General features: G+C 44.6%; 15 protein-coding genes, 1 tRNA gene and 1 pseudogene. 8 read left to right on the forward strand and 9 right to left on the reverse strand.

Annotation, left to right across the window (positions count from 1 at the left end; genetic code table 11):
• The 6 genes from FKN16_RS09970 to FKN16_RS09995 form a co-directional block, all read right to left on the reverse strand.
• Complete coding sequence (locus tag FKN16_RS09970; RefSeq protein WP_170902597.1) at window positions 1–882, reverse strand: glycine betaine ABC transporter substrate-binding protein; 882 nt, start codon at window positions 880–882, stop codon at window positions 1–3.
• A 35-nt stretch (window positions 883–917) separates the two neighbouring features.
• Window positions 918–1,652, reverse strand: a complete 735-nt coding sequence (locus FKN16_RS09975; protein ID WP_124008047.1) for an ABC transporter permease — start codon at window positions 1,650–1,652, stop codon at window positions 918–920.
• Complete coding sequence (locus FKN16_RS09980; protein WP_046873661.1) at window positions 1,649–2,818, reverse strand: ABC transporter ATP-binding protein; 1,170 nt, start codon at window positions 2,816–2,818, stop codon at window positions 1,649–1,651. The genes FKN16_RS09975 and FKN16_RS09980 overlap by 4 nt, the downstream gene beginning before the upstream one ends.
• 24 nt (window positions 2,819–2,842) lie before the next feature.
• Window positions 2,843–3,499, reverse strand: a complete 657-nt coding sequence (locus tag FKN16_RS09985; RefSeq protein ID WP_031780180.1) for an ABC transporter permease — start codon at window positions 3,497–3,499, stop codon at window positions 2,843–2,845.
• Window positions 3,500–3,735: 236 nt separating this feature from the next.
• A complete protein-coding gene (locus tag FKN16_RS09990; RefSeq protein ID WP_048625215.1) occupies window positions 3,736–5,049 on the reverse strand; it encodes a PAS domain-containing methyl-accepting chemotaxis protein in 1,314 nt (437 codons plus the stop codon).
• 354 nt (window positions 5,050–5,403) lie between these two features.
• Window positions 5,404–6,597 (reverse strand): acetate/propionate family kinase, encoded by a 1,194-nt coding sequence (locus FKN16_RS09995; RefSeq protein ID WP_006742422.1) that lies wholly within the window; start codon window positions 6,595–6,597, stop codon window positions 5,404–5,406.
• Window positions 6,598–6,960: 363 nt separating this feature from the next.
• Here FKN16_RS09995 and FKN16_RS10000 point away from each other — a divergent pair, with 363 nt between their 5' ends.
• Window positions 6,961–8,499 (forward strand): bifunctional diguanylate cyclase/phosphodiesterase, encoded by a 1,539-nt coding sequence (locus tag FKN16_RS10000; RefSeq protein WP_031780182.1) that lies wholly within the window; start codon window positions 6,961–6,963, stop codon window positions 8,497–8,499.
• Between the two features lie 73 nt (window positions 8,500–8,572).
• On the opposite strand, the gene FKN16_RS10005 is transcribed toward FKN16_RS10000, so the two are convergent.
• Window positions 8,573–10,531 carry a DEAD/DEAH box helicase gene (locus FKN16_RS10005; protein WP_170902598.1) on the reverse strand — a complete coding sequence of 653 codons (1,959 nt, stop codon included), beginning with the start codon at window positions 10,529–10,531 and terminating at the stop codon, window positions 8,573–8,575.
• A gap of 413 nt (window positions 10,532–10,944) precedes the next feature.
• Between FKN16_RS10005 and rnb the strand changes: the two genes are divergently transcribed.
• Window positions 10,945–12,948 carry an exoribonuclease II gene (gene rnb / locus FKN16_RS10010; protein ID WP_012842481.1) on the forward strand — a complete coding sequence of 668 codons (2,004 nt, stop codon included), beginning with the start codon at window positions 10,945–10,947 and terminating at the stop codon, window positions 12,946–12,948.
• Window positions 12,949–13,020: 72 nt separating this feature from the next.
• A complete protein-coding gene (locus FKN16_RS10015; protein ID WP_170902599.1) occupies window positions 13,021–13,830 on the forward strand; it encodes an AraC family transcriptional regulator in 810 nt (269 codons plus the stop codon).
• Between the two features lie 40 nt (window positions 13,831–13,870).
• On the opposite strand, the gene FKN16_RS10020 is transcribed toward FKN16_RS10015, so the two are convergent.
• Window positions 13,871–14,224: a DUF3024 domain-containing protein gene (locus FKN16_RS10020; RefSeq protein ID WP_012842479.1), complete on the reverse strand. Its 354-nt coding sequence runs from the start codon at window positions 14,222–14,224 to the stop codon at window positions 13,871–13,873.
• A 266-nt stretch (window positions 14,225–14,490) separates the two neighbouring features.
• On the opposite strand from FKN16_RS10020, the gene FKN16_RS10025 reads away from it, so the two are divergent.
• Complete coding sequence (locus tag FKN16_RS10025) at window positions 14,491–15,315, forward strand: phosphate ABC transporter substrate-binding protein (protein WP_005391035.1); 825 nt, start codon at window positions 14,491–14,493, stop codon at window positions 15,313–15,315.
• A 59-nt stretch (window positions 15,316–15,374) separates the two neighbouring features.
• On the opposite strand, the gene FKN16_RS10030 is transcribed toward FKN16_RS10025, so the two are convergent.
• Window positions 15,375–16,055 carry a MaoC family dehydratase gene (locus tag FKN16_RS10030; protein WP_114322926.1) on the reverse strand — a complete coding sequence of 227 codons (681 nt, stop codon included), beginning with the start codon at window positions 16,053–16,055 and terminating at the stop codon, window positions 15,375–15,377.
• Window positions 16,056–16,384: 329 nt separating this feature from the next.
• Between FKN16_RS10030 and FKN16_RS10035 the strand changes: the two genes are divergently transcribed.
• From FKN16_RS10035 to FKN16_RS10050, 4 genes and pseudogenes are all read left to right on the forward strand, one after another.
• Window positions 16,385–16,475, forward strand: a tRNA-Ser gene (locus FKN16_RS10035).
• 192 nt (window positions 16,476–16,667) lie between these two features.
• Window positions 16,668–16,805, forward strand: coding sequence for a hypothetical protein (locus FKN16_RS24530; protein WP_249370528.1), 138 nt, complete (start codon window positions 16,668–16,670; stop codon window positions 16,803–16,805).
• Window positions 16,806–17,192: 387 nt separating this feature from the next.
• Window positions 17,193–17,808 (forward strand): annotated as a pseudogene (locus FKN16_RS10045) (recombinase family protein).
• A gap of 91 nt (window positions 17,809–17,899) precedes the next feature.
• Window positions 17,900–18,157 carry a helix-turn-helix transcriptional regulator gene (locus FKN16_RS10050; RefSeq protein WP_124009167.1) on the forward strand — a complete coding sequence of 86 codons (258 nt, stop codon included), beginning with the start codon at window positions 17,900–17,902 and terminating at the stop codon, window positions 18,155–18,157.
• Window positions 18,158–18,217 lie beyond the last annotated feature (60 nt).

The following is an 18,217-nucleotide window of genomic DNA, read 5'->3' on the forward strand; positions in this document are numbered from 1 at the left end:
TTACCCCAAGTTATGCTCAGATAGGAACTGGCTTGCGACTTCTGAGATCGAACGTCGCTCCACATCAACTTGTTGATTCAAAGTCGACATCGTATCGCCATCGATCGCCGCAGAAAGCGCGTTCATTTGCTCGGCAAGCTCTGGGTTCGCATCTAGCGTTTCTTGACGAACCACAGGTGTGATCGCGTAATCAGGGAAGAACTGTTTGTCATCCGTTAAAACGGTAAAACCGAATGCTTTGATACGACCATCTGTTGCAAATACAAGCGCAGCATCGACTTCTTTCCCTTTTAGCGCATCATAAGTTAACCCCGTATCCATACGTTTCACTTGGTCTCTTGAAGCTTTAAATTTGTAGGTTTTCTGTAAAGGTCGGAAGCCATCTTTTCGTGCATAGAATTCCGCATTCAAAGCAATGGTCATTGGCGGGTCTTGGCGCATTTGCTCGGCGAAGTCGGATAAGGTTGAGATGCCACGTTGTTTCGCATCGTCACTGCGCATAGCGAGCGCGTAGGTGTTGTTCGCTTTTGAAGGGTTAAGCCAAACTAGGCCTTTCTTGGCATCCAGTTCCTTAACGCGTTGATACACTTGCTCTGCTGGGAGCTTGTCTTTGACTTTGTTGTAGATGATCAGTGATGTGCCCGTGTATTCCCAATAAAGATCAATCTGGCCGTTTTCTTGCGCTTTACGCAAAACCGCACTGCCCATGCCCGAACGTTTATCAACGTCGTAGCCTTTTTTGGTTAAATATTGAGACGTGATCTCCGTTAAAAGCTGTTGTTCTGTAAAGTTTTTACCACCTACGACGATTTCCGCAGATGCGTGAAAACTTGAAAGCACTACACCAACGGCCAGCAAGCGGCGAGTAATTTGCTTCAACATGTTTGACTCCTGTCTGTGTTCAATTTTTAGGATTGTTATTGTCTAGCTCTAATAGGGTTACAGCCTTTAGGTACAGTGACATAGGAAACGGCTCCTACCACACTGTCGATAGCGATAGCCAACATTGCTGTAGGAATAGCGCCTGCCAGAATCATGATGGGTTCATCCAGATCAATACCGGTAAAAATGAGTTCCCCTAACCCACCGCCACCAATTAAGAAGGCCAGTGGCACGGTGCCCACGTTGACAGCTAACGCCGTGCGGATACCGGCAAAAATGACGAACAGCGCATTAGGAATTTCAACCTGAAATAACATTTGTAACTCGGTCATACCAATGCCTGACGCCGCTTCTTTTAAATGAGCGGGCACTTCTTTCAGCCCGATGTAGGTGTTTCTGACAATCGGCAACAACGAGGCAATCGTCAGTCCAAATACCGCAGGCACGGTGCCAATGCCAAGAAAGCTCATTGCCAGCGCGAGAATGGCTAAAGTGGGAATCGTGGTCCCCACATTCAAAACCTGCATCGCCGATTCTGCGACTTTCTGAAAACGGGGACGGCTGAGCAATACGCCGACGGGAATCGCGATTAGGATCGCCAACCCACCAGACAGCAGCACCAGTTCAATGTGCTGAACCGTCAAATAAACAATGTCTTCTTGGTAGTAGAGGAAATCGTCGATCGTACCCGCGCCTTGTAAATAAATACCCAACGCAAAGACACACGCCAATAAAACGAAATAGTAGGTTTGTTTGAGCTGATTGGTCACGATGCCTCCTTAGCCTGATGCAATGGCTGCGGCTGACTAGGAGAGGTATCGCGCTGATAAGTTGCACCGAGATAATGGGTAATGCCGCGCTGTGTGACTTCGCCCACTAAGCGGCCATTCTCGTCAACACACGGCATCCAAACAATGTCGTGCGTGAACATCTTCGACGCGACTTTACGCAGATCATCCGTGGTTCGGGCGATTGTTTTCAGGCCGACATAATGTTCGCCGCAGTACCCCTTCATATTGATTGCGGTAGCTTTTGGCACATAACCGATAGGTTGGTGTTGGTCATTCACTAATATCACGGCGTCGCGATACCCATACGCGTCAATTTTGGTTAGAGCGTCGGCAAGCGTATCATTAGGTTTCACGTACGCAAAAGTGGTCTGCATGACGGACTCAGCCGTAACTAAGCGTAGACGTTTAAGTGCGCGATCATCTCCGACAAAGTTTTTCACGAAATCATCTTTCGGGTGTGCGAGCAAATCGTCAGGCGTATCGTACTGAACCAGATGACCATCACGGAAAATCGCGATTCTATCGGCCATTTTGACCGCTTCATCAATGTCATGACTGACAAACATGATGGTTTTGTTGAGCTCCTGCTGCATTTTAAGGAACTCATCCTGGATTACTTCACGGTTGATCGGGTCAATCGCACCAAAAGGTTCATCCATCAGCATGACGGGAGGATCCGCAGCTAGCGCTCGAGCAACTCCAATTCGTTGCTGCTGTCCGCCAGACAACTCATTTGGATAACGATTAAGGAAGACACTAGGATCAAGAGCAACCATCTCCAATAGCTCTTTTGCACGCGTCATGTACCTTGCCTTATCCCATCCTAATAACTTGGGAACCACCGCGATGTTTTCGCCGATCGTCATGTTGGGAAATAAGCCAATTTGCTGAATAACATAGCCAATGTTGCGGCGCAGAGTGACCGTATCCATCCCAGAAGTATCTTCACCGCCAAGATAGATCTTGCCCGATGTCGCGGGAATAATTCGGTTGACCATTTTCAGCGTGGTAGTTTTGCCACAACCGGATGGGCCAAGTAACACACAAATTTCACCACTGGGAACTTCCATCTCAATGTGATCTGCGGCAGTCACCGGGCCATTAGGCGTTTCAAAAATTTTGGTTAGCTTGTCAATTTTGATCATTTGAATGTCCCTATTATTTATCCTTTATCGAGCTGCAGTCAGGCCCGGTGGCGTTAATCTTTTTTGTAGTCGAATCAATCCGTAATCCGCGATGATAGCCAGAAGGCTAACGGCGATGGCACCAACGATCAGTTGTCGAGGATCACTTTGCGAGATGCCGCGGCTGATAAACACGCCCAACCCTCCTGCTCCGATATACGCGGCGATCGCCATAACGCCAATATTCATTACTACTGCCGTTCTCACACCCGCCATAATCACCGGAATCGCCAATGGAATTTCCACCATTTTCAAACGCTGAAAAGGCGTCATCCCGATGCCGCGAGCTGCCTCTCGGAGTGACGGTTCTACGTTGTGAATGGCGGTATAAGTGTTGCGAATAATAGGCAGCTGAGAATAAAGCAGTACGGTAATCACGGCGGGCACGTAGCCAATCCCATGACCAATGGTCGATAAGAGAGGAATCATCAAACCAAACAGTGCGATTGAAGGAATGGTGATAATGATGGACGCTACGTAAAGCACCACTTTCGCAACGCGCTCATTTTGTGTGATAAGAATGCCGATAGGTACGCCAGTTAGGATGGCAAGCCCAACAGCCAGAGCGACCAAAGAGATGTGCTCCATGGTAAGCGTACCTAGCAGCGCTAAGTTATCTATGGTGAAATTTAGTAAGTCCAAGTAGGTCTCCCCCAACTGTGATTCGCAACCAAGTTAACAGGAGATTAAATTACGCTACTTTTTATTAACAGTGTTGTAAAATAGCGACACGTTAAGATAGAAATACGAAATATTAAGGAGGGAAATAATTAGCTTTCTCATCACCAAAAAAAGCGCTTTATTGACGATGAGCCGCAGTAGTAAACAAGTTGATTATATCGGAACTGAAAACAGCCATTGATAGCATGAAGAACCAACTACAATGAGCGGTTAAATTGCTCCACAGCCTCTACGACACGGCTAGCGCCATCTTGTATTTCGTTCATCACATTCCCCGCTTTTTCTGAAAGCTCTAGCGTATCTAGTGCTTCTTTTTGGCATTTGGCGATCAGTTGGACAGCATTATCGGTTCGCTCTAAGTTTTCAGTTACCATTGTGACAATTTCATCAGTGGTCGCATTGGTTCTTGTGGCAAGCTGTCTGACCTCGTCAGCAACAACGGCAAAGCCTCTACCATGCTCACCCGCGCGAGCTGCTTCTATCGCCGCATTTAACGCTAGTAAATTAGTTTGGTCTGCAATACCACTGATGCTATTAACCAGTTCACTAATGCGTGATGAGTGCGCTTTGAGCTCGTCAATGGCCGTATTCGCTTGCTGCATCTGGTCAGACAGTGTTTGCACCTTTTCTAGCGTCGAACCTATCACTTGCTGACCTTGCAGTGTTTGTGTTCCGGTCTCTTGAGAAACTTCATTAGCCAATTGCGCAGCCTGAGCCATTTGCTGCTCTTGCATCACCTGCTGGGTGATGTCGGTCGCGAACTTGACTACCTTGTAGAGCTCTCCTCTATCGTTACGGATAGGGTTATAGGAGGCTTCTAACCATACCTCTTCACCGTAACGGTTAACTCGCTTAAATCGGTCTGAAGCAAACTGTCCTTTTGCCAAACGTTGCCAGAACTCGCGATAAGCTTCAGAACCAGCCTCTTCCTGATCGCAGAACATACGATGATGCTTTCCTTTAATTTGATCCAGTGTATAACCCATCGTAGTAAGGAAATTATCATTGGCCTTTAATACATTACCATCTAACGTGAACTCAATAACCGCCATAGAACGGCTCAACGCATTCAGCATGTCCTCTTGCTCACGCGATGTTTTGATCGTTCGCGTAAGCTCAGAAGCAAACACAAAAAAGCTTTCGACTTCTTGATGTTCGTTTAAAACAGGCTGGATAACCGTTCGTAACCACGCTTCTTCGCCGTTGCCTTTAAGTACTTGCATCGCGCCATTCCAAAATACTTTGTCTTGAACGGCTCTCTTCATTCGATGAAAGTGCTCTGTATTGCGCGAATTTGATGGAACCAACTCGGTAATCGGTTTCGCTAAAATATCCGCATCAGTGAAAAAGAGTTGTTGCTGAAGTTTTGTATTTACAGAGGTAATGCAGCCTTTCTTATCCAGCGTTAAGCGAAGCATTTCTTCATCTAAACTGTGTTGGATTTGCTGCAAGCGTTGCAGATCCTGCTTTAATCGTTGGTTTTCTTGCTGAAGCGACTTATTAAAAAACATAACTTTCTCTCATTTGACTAATCTTCGAACTAGTCAACGGTTTATTACTTATATGCCCAATAGCCTGCAAAGATACGATTTCGTTTGATCGTTCTTCAAACGCAATTCCTGTCTCCGAGCTGAGACACCTACATGACATAAGGCTATTTTTCTTTGGTATGACTTAAGCGCAGTATACTGAAATTTCTTCACCGCCCAAATTGTTTATATATTTATCAATATTAAGGCAATTGGCAGCTATTATAGATCCGTATTAATGCGGATAGTTGTATGGAGAAAGGATGTATTTGGATCAAAAAAAGCCCTTTCCATAAAGGAAAGGGCTTTGACTTAGTTCCCAAAATTTTTGCCGTTTTACAGCAGTTCCACCGACTGTTGAGCGATTACCCACTCTTCATTGGTAGGAATAACTAGTGCTTTCGCACCGAGCAACTCAGATGTTGCAATAACACCTGCGTTGCCAAATCTTGCATCTTCGTTGCCTTTCTCATCTTCAACAAAACCTAGCAGTTTTAGGTTTTTCAAGATTTCACGACGAATTGGTAGTGAGTTTTCACCAATACCACCAGTGAAGATGATGCCGTCTAATGAATCCAGAGCAGCTAGGTAAGAAGTAATGTATTTCGCAACACGGTAAGTGAAGATTTCAAATGCCAACTTCGCACGTGAGTTACCCGCTTCCATGGCTTCTAGTACACCACGTGCGTCACTTGTTACACCGGATACACCTAAGAAGCCTGACTTCTTGTTCATCATCTCGAACACTTCGTCTTTTTCCCAACCTTTACGGAAAAGGAACTCGATAACACTTGGGTCGAGGTCACCACAACGAGTACCCATCATTAGGCCAGCTAACGGCGTCAAACCCATACTTGTATCAACACATTCGCCATTTTTAACCGCACTCACTGATGCACCATTACCTAAGTGCACGGTGATAAAGCTGCTTTCTTCAACCGGCTTATCTAGCATTTTCGCTGCTTCACGGCTTACGTAGTAGTGGCTTGTGCCGTGAGCACCGTAACGACGCACTTTATGCTCTTCGTAAAGCTCGTAAGGAAGCGCGTACATAAACGCTTTGGCAGGCATTGTTTGGTGGAAAGCAGTATCAAACACAGCGAATTGAGGCAGTGAAGGGAATGCTGCCATTGCTGCTCGCATGCCTTCTGCATTCGCTTTGTTATGAAGTGGCGCTAGCTCAGCAAGACGCTCAACTTCTTGAATAACTTTTTCATCGACTTTTACTGTGCCTTTAAAGGTTTCGCCACCAGCAACAATGCGGTGGCCTACAGCTACAAATTTTGAGCTCAAACCCAAAGTCTCGAGTAGTTTTACCACTCGCTCAACAGCGTACTGATGATGGTTACCGCCAGCAGGAATTGCTTCAACGGTTTTTTCTCCCTGATATTTCCAACTGATTTCAGCTTCAGGTAGGCCAAAACACTCACCAATACCTGATACCAAAGCTTCACCGGTTTCAGAATCAATAACAGCAAATTTTAATGAAGAGCTACCAGAGTTGATCACCAGTACAAACGAATTAGACATGAAATAGTTATCCTGTTGTAGAGCAGAGGTTGTAATAGCGCTTGTGCGCTGCGTACTTCTTGTTTGCCCCTCTATTATTCAATAATTTTTTAATCTTTCAACAATCTTTTAGTAAAAGCGATTTGATTGAACAAATTTTGTTGATCTGTAGCAAGTTTTGATTTTATTTGAAGACTAAAAAATATGACTTGTTAAACATAATTTATGAATAGGTCAATTTGTACAAATTCAGAGATATGAGCTACGTTGTTTATTGGGTGAACAAAAATAATAAACCAATCAATAAATCGGGGTAATAATGTGCCCACTATTGCATTTCTATTAGTGATCTTAGGTTTGATTTTGCTCTGCTGGGGATGGCAGATGACAAAAAACATCTGCTCGAGAACTGATGTACCCGGGTGGACTTTCCTATTGTTGTTAATCAGCTGTTTCATTTTTGCGTATGCCGCTTTTTTACACGCTATAATGCAAAAACCTATCGCTTCCCTCTTGGAAACCGGAGTTTCTCTCATTTTATTCGGTGGCAGCATTTTTGTGGTGCTGGTTATCAAATGGAGCAACGACTCCATACTAGAACTTCATACCGTTGCTGAAAAAGAGAAGCGTAATGCCGTTCACGACGCACTTACTGGACTCCCTAACCGTAAATACTGCTTTGAGTTAATCGAAGATAGAATACAGTCTGGAGACCCTTTCTCAGTGATCCTTTTCGATGTCGTTAACTTTAAACAAGTCAACGATGCTATGGGACACTTTTGTGGAGACCAACTGCTGATTCAAATTGGGCAACGTCTCCAAGAGAAACTTAAAGGCAGTGACAAAATTTTCCGCGTTGGTGGCGATGAATTTGTCATCCTCACCTCTTCAGCATGCGAGGAAACAGGCAAAAGTCTCATCGAAGAGTTAGATTCGGCACTGTCTAATCGCTTCCATTTAGATGAGTTTCAAGTCTCTTCCCGCGTTGTTTTCGGTGTCAGTACCTACCCTTATGACGCTCTGTCCAATGATCTATTGATAAAGCACGCGGACATTGCCATGTATCACGCCAAACGAAATGGCAACCTCTTTGCATTTTATAATGAGGACATGAACGTCGGGGCCAAGTACCAGCTCGAAATCTCTTCTCGTATTCAATGTGCGCTGGAAAAAGAGGAGTTCCAGCTATACTACCAACCGTTGATTGACGCACATACTAACTTAGCTGTCGGCTTTGAAGCCGTGATCCGTTGGCATGATGAAAATGGTAAAACGATTTCGCCTAACGACTTCATCCCCATCGCGGAGCGAAGTAATCAAGTGCACAACATCACCATGTGGGTCCTCAACCAAGTTGAAAAAGACCTCCAGACCTTTATAGAAAAAGACATTAAACTTCCTGTCCACGTTAACTTATCTGCAAAAGATCTCTCGTCTAATTTATTGTTCAACCGCTTGGAAACACTGCTCAAAGTAAACCCTCAATTTGCTGACCTTATAAGCTTAGAGATTACTGAAACGATGGCGATTGATAGAGTTGTTGAGCTCAACCCCCTAATTCACCAAATCAAAGGATTGGGTATTAAGATCAGCTTGGACGACTTTGGCACCGGGTATTCATCTCTGTCGCTTTTGAGAGATCTCCCAGTTGATCAAATTAAAATCGACCGATCATTTCTTTGCACCGCAAGCCGGACAGAGGGCACCCGCTCTATCGTTGAGAACACAATAGCGTTAGCGCATGGCCTAGGGTATTCAGTCGTCGCAGAAGGCGTTCAAGACATGGATACACTGCATTTTTTACGCAGCCGTGGCTGCGACATCATTCAGGGCTACTTGTTCTGCCCAGCCCTACCCTTAAACGAAGTAATAACCTGGGTAAATGAGCACGATGAAAAACAAAGCCGTATTCGACGCGCATAAAAAAGCCGAGCATTTCGCTCGGCTTTCAATTCTTACGGCAATTTAATCAATTGCTCTAATCACTGATTCGTGATTATGCTTCTTGAGTGCGACGACCACGGCCGTGACCACGCTCACCACGGTGGTTCCCACGGTGATCACCACCACGGTTACGATCGAAGCGACGTTCGCCACCTTCACGGTTACCATCGCGGTTGCCGTCACGGTTACCATCGCGGTTGCCGTCACGGTTACCACGGAAGCCACCTTCGCGACGACCGCCTTCACGACGATCACCACCACGGTTGCCGCCTTCGCGGTTGCCACGGTAACCGCCGCCATCACGACGACCGCCATCGCGACGACCACCGTCACGGCGACCACCACGAGACTCTCGGAAGTCATCGAAGTCACATACTACAGCACCAACATCTTGTTGACGGATGCGTAGTTTGCTTAGCTTGCCCGCAGCTTCAGAAGTCATTGCTTTTGGTAGCTGAACGAATGTGTGGCCTTGTGCTAGCTTGATCGCGCCGATAGAGCCTTTACCTAGACCTAGTTCGTTCGCTAGAGCACCAACGATGTCTTTAACTTGAACACCTTGCTCGCGACCAACTTGAAGCTGGTAAGTATCCCAATCTTGGTTGTTGAAGTTACGACCGCCGTCACGACCACCTTCACGGCGCTCTTTACGGCGTTGCTTATCACGCTCAATCGCTTCAACCATTGGATCTTCGCCAATGTAGAACAGAGGACGTTTACCTTGCTGGCGCTTAAGAAGCATAGCAGCAAGCGTTGCTGGGTCGATTTCTAGAGAAGTTTGTAGTTTCTCTACTAGCTCAGCAAATTTGTCTAGAGCTTTGTGCTCTTTCTCTGCTTCAAGCTCAGCACCTAGCTTAGCTAGACGAGCTTCAGCAACTTGGTCACGTAGAGGAAGTTGAATCTCTTCCATAGATGACTTAGTTACGCGCTCGATGGTGCGAAGCATACGGATTTGGTTAGTGCGAACAAGAAGGATCGCTTTACCTTTACGACCAGCACGGCCAGTACGACCGATACGGTGGATGTAAGACTCAACATCGAATGGGATGTCGTAGTTGAATACGTGCGTAATACGTGGAACGTCAAGGCCACGTGCCACAACGTCAGTTGCAACTAGGATGTCGATAACACCTTGTTTGATGTGATCAACAGTACGCTCACGTAGAGACTGAGGAATATCACCGTGCAGAGCAGCCGCTTTAAAGCCACGTGCAGATAGCCAATCAGCTAGACGCTCAGTGTCTTGACGAGTACGTACGAAGACGATTGATGCATCAGTTTCTTCCGTTTCAAGAAGACGAGACATCGCTTCATCTTTCTCTACACCCTTCACTACCCAGAACTGCTGTTGAACTTTGTCTACAGTGTGGTTCTTACCAGCAACGTCAACCATTACAGGCTCACGTAGGAAACGCTCAACGATTTTCTTAAGCATCGGAGGCATTGTTGCAGAGAATAGAACGCGTTGAGCAGACTCTGGTGCGTGTTCCATGATCGCAGTAACGTCATCAACGAAACCCATGTTTAGCATTTCGTCAGCTTCGTCTAGTACAAACGTGTTTACTTCATCTAGGTGTAGACGTTCACGGTTGATAAGGTCTTGTACACGACCTGGAGTACCAACAATAACTTGTGCACCGCTCTTAAGAGCACGCATCTGATCTACGATAGAAGCACCACCGTAAATCTCTAAAACTTTAAGACCCTTGATGTTCTTACCAAGGTTTTTCATTTCAGCCGCAACCTGAATCGCTAACTCACGCGTTGGCGCAAGAACGATAGCTTGTGGTTTACGTTGGTTGAGATCGATCTTATTTAGAAGAGGCAGAGAGAACGCTGCCGTTTTACCTGTACCTGTTTGAGCTTTACCCAGCGCGTCAGCACCTTCCAACAGGTGTGGGATTGCCGCAGCCTGAATTGGAGTTGGTGACACGAAACCCATTCCGTCTAGAGCAGAAAGGATAGAATCATTCAGAGATAAATCGCTGAATTGAATAACAGAATCTTGCATTGGGATCCTACTTAATTAAACAAAAAAACAGTCCCATATGCTCTTCCAATTCGATACTGATTCATCCAGTTACTGATTCCATTCAGACAGGAACACAGCACAGTACACAACCGCGATAAGCCATTAGGGACGACTAAGGGAGGCGGATTATTCCTTAAAAGCATAAAAAAAGCCAGAAAAAATTGAATTACATCACAATTTATTCTCAATAATGGCATTTTTAGCATATTTTTCCACCATCCCCACCATTCCCCGTAGATTTGCGCAGCTCGCAGATGAGTTTTTCATCAATATTTAAGCCGATTTCCTGCAATTCGATCAGCAAAATTCACGGCGAAATTGCGCTCCACAGGTAGTAATAATAGCTCGCAATGATTATAGTGTGCCCAACTCCATAGGTAATTTAAGAAAAGATGTTTCAAGATAACCCACTACTCGCTCAGCTTAAGCAGCAAATCCAAGAAAACCTGCCGAAAAAAGAAGGCTCAATAAAAGCCACAGATAAAGGCTTTGGCTTTTTGGAAGTGGACAGCAAGACTAGCTTCTTCATCCCACCTGCGTACATGAAAAAGTGCATGCACGGTGACAAAGTCGTCGCCATTATCCGCACAGAAAATGAACGCGAAGTTGCAGAGCCACAAGAGCTGTTAGAACAAGCCGTGACTCGCTTTATTGGTCGAGTCAAAATGTTCAAAGGCAAGCTAAACGTAGCTCCTGATCACCCACAGCTTAAAAAGCTTTCTCTTAAAGCGAAACTAAAGAAAGGTCTCAAACCTGACGAGTTCGCTGAGGGAGATTGGGTTGTCGCACATCTTATTCGCCACCCTCTAAAAGGCGATAACTCTTTCTTCGTGGAAATTTCTGAAAAAATCACAGACGCGAACGACAAAATTGCACCTTGGTGGGTAACGCTTGCTCAAAACGATCTACCAAACTCTGAGCCAGCAGGCATCGAGAACTGGGAACTGAAAGACGACGCCGATCTAGAACGCGTAGACATGACACACGTTCCTTTCGTGACTATCGATGGTGAATCAACCAAAGATATGGACGATGCGCTGTACGCAAAGAAAACCGAATCTGGCGATTTCGAACTGACTATCGCTATCGCAGATCCAACCGCCTACATCACACCAGAAGATGAAATGGATAAAGTAGCACGTGAGCGTGGCTATACTATTTATCTTCCGGGCCGCAATATTCCAATGCTGCCTCGCGATCTAGCAGACAACCTATGCTCTCTGATTGAAGGCGAAATCCGCCCTGCTATTTGCTGTACCGTAACCGTAAATAAAGACGGCGTAATTGGCGACGATATCAAGTTCTTTGCAGCAAACATCAAATCACACGCACGCTTAGCATACGATCACGTGTCTGATTGGCTAGAAAACGGCAGCTCAGAAGCATGGCAACCATCTGAAGAGATCGCGACGATCGTTCGTGACCTTTACGACTTCTCCCTTGCTCGCGCAGAATGGCGTGAGAAAAACGCAGTGGTCTTCCCAGACCGTCCTGACTACCGTTTTGAGTTGAGTGAAGACAACGATGTGGTTGCTATCCATGCAGATATGCGCCGCAGTGCAAATCGCTTGGTTGAAGAGTCAATGATTACCGCAAACATCTGTGCTGGTCGTACACTGCGCGATAAATTTGAAACAGGTGTTTTCAATACTCACGCTGGCATTAAGACTGAGAAGATTGAAGAAGTGGTTCAACTTGTCAATCCAGAAGGTGCACTGGAATTCACAGCGGAGTCAATTACTACTCTAGAAGGCTTTGCTGCATTGCGTCGCTGGTTGGCTGCGCAAGAAACCTCTTATCTTGATAATCGTATTCGTAAGTTCCAAGCCTACAGTGAAGTAGGTAATCAGCCTCTTCCTCATTACGCTATGGGGCTGGATATCTATGCGACTTGGACATCACCAATTCGTAAGTACGGCGATATGATCAACCATCGCATGTTGAAGGCCGTCATCCTAGGCAAAGAGCCAGTGCAAAAACCTGATGATCAAGTCGGTGAAGAACTAGCTCTGCACCGTAAACATCATAAAATTGCTGAGCGAAATGTCTCAGATTGGTTATATGCACGTACGCTTGCTGATGAGCCGAACAAGAAAACTTGTTTCACAGGTGAGATTTTCGATATTAATCGTGCTGGTGCACGTGTCCGACTTCTCGAAAATGGCGCAGCAGCCTTTATTCCTGGTGCACTAATTCTTGATAATAAAGAAAGAATTGAGTGCAATGGCGACAACGGTACCATCTCTATCGATAAAGAGGTCGTATACAAACTTGGTGATACATTGGAAATTGTCCTTGCGGACGTAAACCAAGAGAACCGCAGTTTAGTTGCAAAGCCAACCCAGGTATTTGCTGAACAACCAGCAGCACAAGCAGAACAGACTGTAAGTGAATAATACCGAATGAAGTTAAAAGGCGCTCTATTGAGCGCCTTTTTTATTTGTTATGTAAAAATGATAAGAACGAATATGCCGAACATTGAGATCATTCGCTTTAATCACTTCACTGCGCGCAAAAGTGAGCGTTACACCGCAACACATAATGGCTTATATGTTGTTGAAGAAGGTGCCCTATTAGTTCATCAACCAAATGGTGAACAGTTTGAACTTAAAGCAGGAGATTTTACTCTCTACAACTCCGCTGATTTGAGCAGCGCAGAAGCCATCCCTAGTGAAAAAGGCTTTAAAGCACTGGCTCTAGTCTTCAACCCAAATCTATTCTGTGACTTTAAAAAAGCACACCCAATGCTACGCTCCAAGACGGAAGAAAGGCGCTTCTATCCTTTTTCAGCGCAAACCAGCTGCGAAGTAGCACAACTAAAAGACACATTGGTCAACTTAGCGAGTCGCAATGCTCCAGACTACACACAAGGTCATATCGCAATGGCACTGCTGTCGTTAATGGTGGAGGTAGAGCCAAACATCCTATCAATCATAGATGATGCAAGCAGCCTAAGCGACTCTCAAAAGGCCATCAAGTATATTGAGAACAATATCGAGAAAGATATCACTCTGGAAGGCTTAGCGGCTCATATGAGTATGTCTATCGCGACGTTAAAACGCCGCCTCGCCGCAGAGGATCTTTCATTTTCACAGATATTAAAAGTGAAGCGGATCAACTTCGCCGCAACCCAGCTGCGCATGTCAGAAAAATCTATAACAGAAATAGCGTTTGAATCCGGATTTAAAAGTGCAGCGCATTTCAGTACCGCATTTAAATCGGTTTACAACATGACACCGAAAGACTTTAGAAACCAAGTCGTTAAATCCAAAGTATAAATCATGGTGACATTGGCAGCTTTTAGAGTTGGAGCGCTCCCTATTCCCAAAAACACGCTTGAGGATCGCTTTCCAATTCGGTGAGTAGTTCTTCAAGCGTTTGGCTGTATGGAAGTGGCTTATAAGGTATCCACCTTAATAATTCGTTGCGGTACGTTGGGACGTAGAAATACCAAAGCTGATTGCCCTCATCAAACACGATCTTCGCGACGGGAGAGGTATATTCGCTGTGCTGTGAATCAAGAAGAAAATGCGCTCTATGAAGCTCGACACCATTCTCCACTGGCTCATATAGGCACTTACCCTGCTCGACAGGCAGGTTAGCATTACGCGCAGAGCAGAGCGATTGAACTGATTTGTATAAACGACTTGTCGCCATTTGGGACACTGACATCAACGTTCTCCCGATGGATGATAGTTAGAGCTGTCGATCCTAGTATATAACCTTTACATCACCACCGATGCTGATTATCTGCCTACCTCAAACAAAGGGTGGCTATATTCTCATTTCCTCAGATTATCATCTCACTTTGCTTGGAAACGCTACCTACATCACCTCTTGGTTAGAAAGAATTCCCTTGTTTAGACCTGACAGTTCACAAAAGTGTAACCTGAACGCAATATCATAAACGCTGCTTTATACCGTATATGGAGTTTAATATGTTACGTTTTACTGTGGCGACGTTATTGGCCATAGCAGTCTCCCTCCCCGCCATTGCAAAAGAAATTAATATCTCTGGGTCAACCTCGGTTGCTCGCGTAATGGATGTACTTGCAGAGGAATACAACAAAACACACCCGGACGATTACATTGCAGTTCAAGGTATTGGTTCTAGTGCGGGTATTACAATGGTTAATAAAGGCGTAGCCGAGATTGGGATGAGCTCTCGCTATCTGACAGAAAGCGAAAAAGGTGAAGATCTCAACGTATATCCTATCGCTTATGATGGCCTAGCTGTTGTTGTAAACCGTACAAACTCTGTAAAAAACCTTTCTCAACAACAACTGTTTGATATCTACAAAGGTAAAATCAAGAATTGGAAAGAGGTTGGTGGTGCAGATCAACCTATCGCTGTTGTCACTAGAGAGGCGTCTTCAGGCTCACGCTACAGTTTTGAAAGTCTGCTAGGACTAACCAAAATCGTAAATGATCGCCTCGTCTCAGATATCAGCCCGAACAACTTGGTTGTAAATAGCAACAGCATGGTAAAAACCATCGTGAACCATAATACTCGTGCAATTGGGTTTATTTCTGTGGGATCAGTAGATCGCTCAATAAAAGCGATTCAATTAGATGGTATTGACCCAACTTCGGCAAACATTAGCAATCACAAATATAAATTGGCGCGGCCATTCCTAGTACTCTACAAAGTCAATAAGATTAGCGAACCAGGTAAAGGATTCGTCACCTTCCTTCGTTCAGAACAAGGACAAAAAGCGATTGCTGATTACGGTTACACTCCAGTAAAAAGCTTTAATCAATAAAACCAAAAAGAGAGCATATTAATGCTCTCTTTTTATATGTTTTCTATCTGGCTCTGGAATTAGAAATGCAGTTGAATAACAGAAACGACAACAGCACCAGGTCGACGAATACCTTCGATTTCCACTTTAATTTCACGCTCGATCTCCAAACCTTTTTTGATCGGCGTTACTTTTGTCAACGTGCTGACAGCACGAACGTTGTTTCCTGCTTTAACAGGGTAAGGGAAACGAACTTGGTTTAAGCCTAAGTTAACGACCATTTTGGCTGTTGGGAACATTGGCTTATCAGGGTCCACTGAGTCAGTCAATTTAGGCAACAATGCTAATGTTAAAAAGCCATGAGCGATGGTTGTCTTAAATGGAGATTCAACTGACGCACGTTCTGGATCTGTGTGAATCCACTGCATGTCTTCCGTTACCGCACCAAATTGATTGATACGTTCTTGAGATACATGCACCCAGTCACCAATGTGAATCACTTCACCAATTTTTTCACTTAACTCGTCATACAGCTTTTGAGCCTCAGGTGCCATTACGATTGGTGTAGGTTGAGGCGCAACCTCTTCGTTAACAGCTGGCTGTTGGTGATCACGAACTTTTGAGAAAAGAAAGCTATTCTGAGCTTTTCCTAAAAAGTCACTCCAATAATCGCGTAACGTTGGAGACATCCAATTCATAAACTCGGATTGATGAGCAGAAATCGCATCAACTTTGTCTTTAAATAGATTTGTGACCTTCATAAACACCCTTAAAAAATTTAAGCACAACTGGCTATACCAGTTAATTTTGAATTAGTTCACAAAGTCTTGCAAATACTTTCGGGCGAACACCTGTACCCTAAAAGCAAGTTATTTCTTAAATATCATGAAGATAACAATAAAACACCATTTTATTGACTTGCGCCAAGATAAAGTAAAAACTCTATAAATTGCTACTATTTGTCTCTTTTTTACCCCATTTTCAAACTGTTTAACATCACATCAGCGACTATAAAACGAGCAAACAGTACTTCTATTATAATTCAGCACTTTACAAGCCGGACTATGCTCCCTATTATACGTTCCGCAACGGAGAGATGGCTGAGTGGTTGAAAGCACCGGTCTTGAAAATCGGCATACGTTAATAGCGTATCTAGGGTTCAAATCCCTATCTCTCCGCCACTTATTCTTAGAAAAAAGCCTTTGATTATCAAAGGCTTTTTTTCGTATCTGAAGCATAGAAAAGTCATCTAACACAGATAGGTGATACATATGTATTTGATAAAACTGGCTTCTGGCGTGTAATACACACGTATTGCCACCCCTGTTTTTCTACAAAACTCCCATGACTATCCGAAGGAAGTTCGCTTCTCTTTGCTTACTAAAACGCGCCGTGAAGCGATTAAACGTAATACTCGCTTAGCCAGTGCTATCTGCTCTCTCTTCGACAGAGCGCTCAATCAGTACATGCCTTATAAAACCGTTCAAAGCCATTCTCCTGGTTTTGATTAAGAGTGTACGCGAGGAATCTAAGACGAGTTCGAAGATGGAGCCTCATCATGCGCCAGTTACCGCCGAAACTCCGCCACCAGCTCCTATGGAAGCCTTACCTGAACAACCAGCCAAGGACTCGAAGTACTTCGCAAATGAACTAGATGATTTTATTCGCTCGAAAAGCCTTGAGAACATTACTCACCTCTCTTATGTTCAGCTTAAGCAGCGTTGTACAGACTTCATATTCTTTGTAAGGAAGCGGAAGCTTCCAGTAACGCCTAAAACAGCCATACCCGAAAGAGACAGGTCACTCCTCACAAATCTTCATTTAAAAAATAGTTTAAAATAGACACTATTTTGTAGACAGTTTAACGCAGACAAAATGCCATTCTAGGGACATAGAAAATGATAAGAGCTTATTTAAGAGCCTCAACTGATGAGCAAGACTCTTCTCGTGCTAAGCAGGAATTACGAGAATTCGTTAAATCCAATAATCTACAGATTGCGTCTTTCTACCAGGAGAATATCTCTGGCACAGCAGTCGAACGTCCTGAACTAGATCGGCTTATTGAAGACTCAGAAGATGGCGATATTCTATTAATTGAAAAAATGGACAGATTGACACGCTTACCATTCCAAGTATGGGAAACACTTAAAGCGCGAATCAAAACTAAAGGGATATCAATCGTAGTCGTTGATCAACCTATGACCCACCAGTCTTTATCTGATGTAGATGTGTCAATCTCGGCAATTCAGCAAGCGTTAACAAGCTTCATGTTGGATCTCGGTGCAGGCATGGCTCGTGATGATTACGAAACATGCCAGAAACGTGCTCAGCAAGGTATCGCAAAAGCAAAGAAAGAAGGACGCTATAAGGGACGACCAGTAAACCGCAGAGACAGCCCATAAGTGCCGAACTGTTAATTTGCTAGTCTCTGACGGTGAAACCGTCAGTGCCGCATGTAAAGCGCAAGGCGTAGGTAGAGCAACTTATTACAAGTACCTATCTGCCCAAGGTTGACGACTCAAATATACTCTTTAGCGTATAAACAGAAAATATACGCCATAGAGTATATGAGGATTTGATTTACTGGGTAGAAGGAAGATAGAAGATGTACGTTAGTGATCCATCAGCGTTGGCAAACTGGCTGCGAGAAGCAAGGCAAAACCGTGGATTGACACAAAAGCAGGCTTCAGAGTTAAGCGGGCTAAGGCAAGCAACGATATCTAAAATCGAAAATGACCCTGCACCTTGCACGATCGAAACCTTGCTACGGCTGGCTAGAGTCTATCAATTAGAACTTCACCTTCTGCCTATGCTGGCTAAGGGTGAGAACTACAAGCACGAAATTTCTAAGTTGGAATGGTAAGTGAATATAGTCTCGGTGATTCAGATCTTGCTGACTAGCTAAAGCTAATTGTTACAAATA

The organism is Vibrio sp. 11-4(1), from assembly GCF_013048625.1.
Classification (GTDB): domain Bacteria; phylum Pseudomonadota; class Gammaproteobacteria; order Enterobacterales; family Vibrionaceae; genus Vibrio; species Vibrio diabolicus.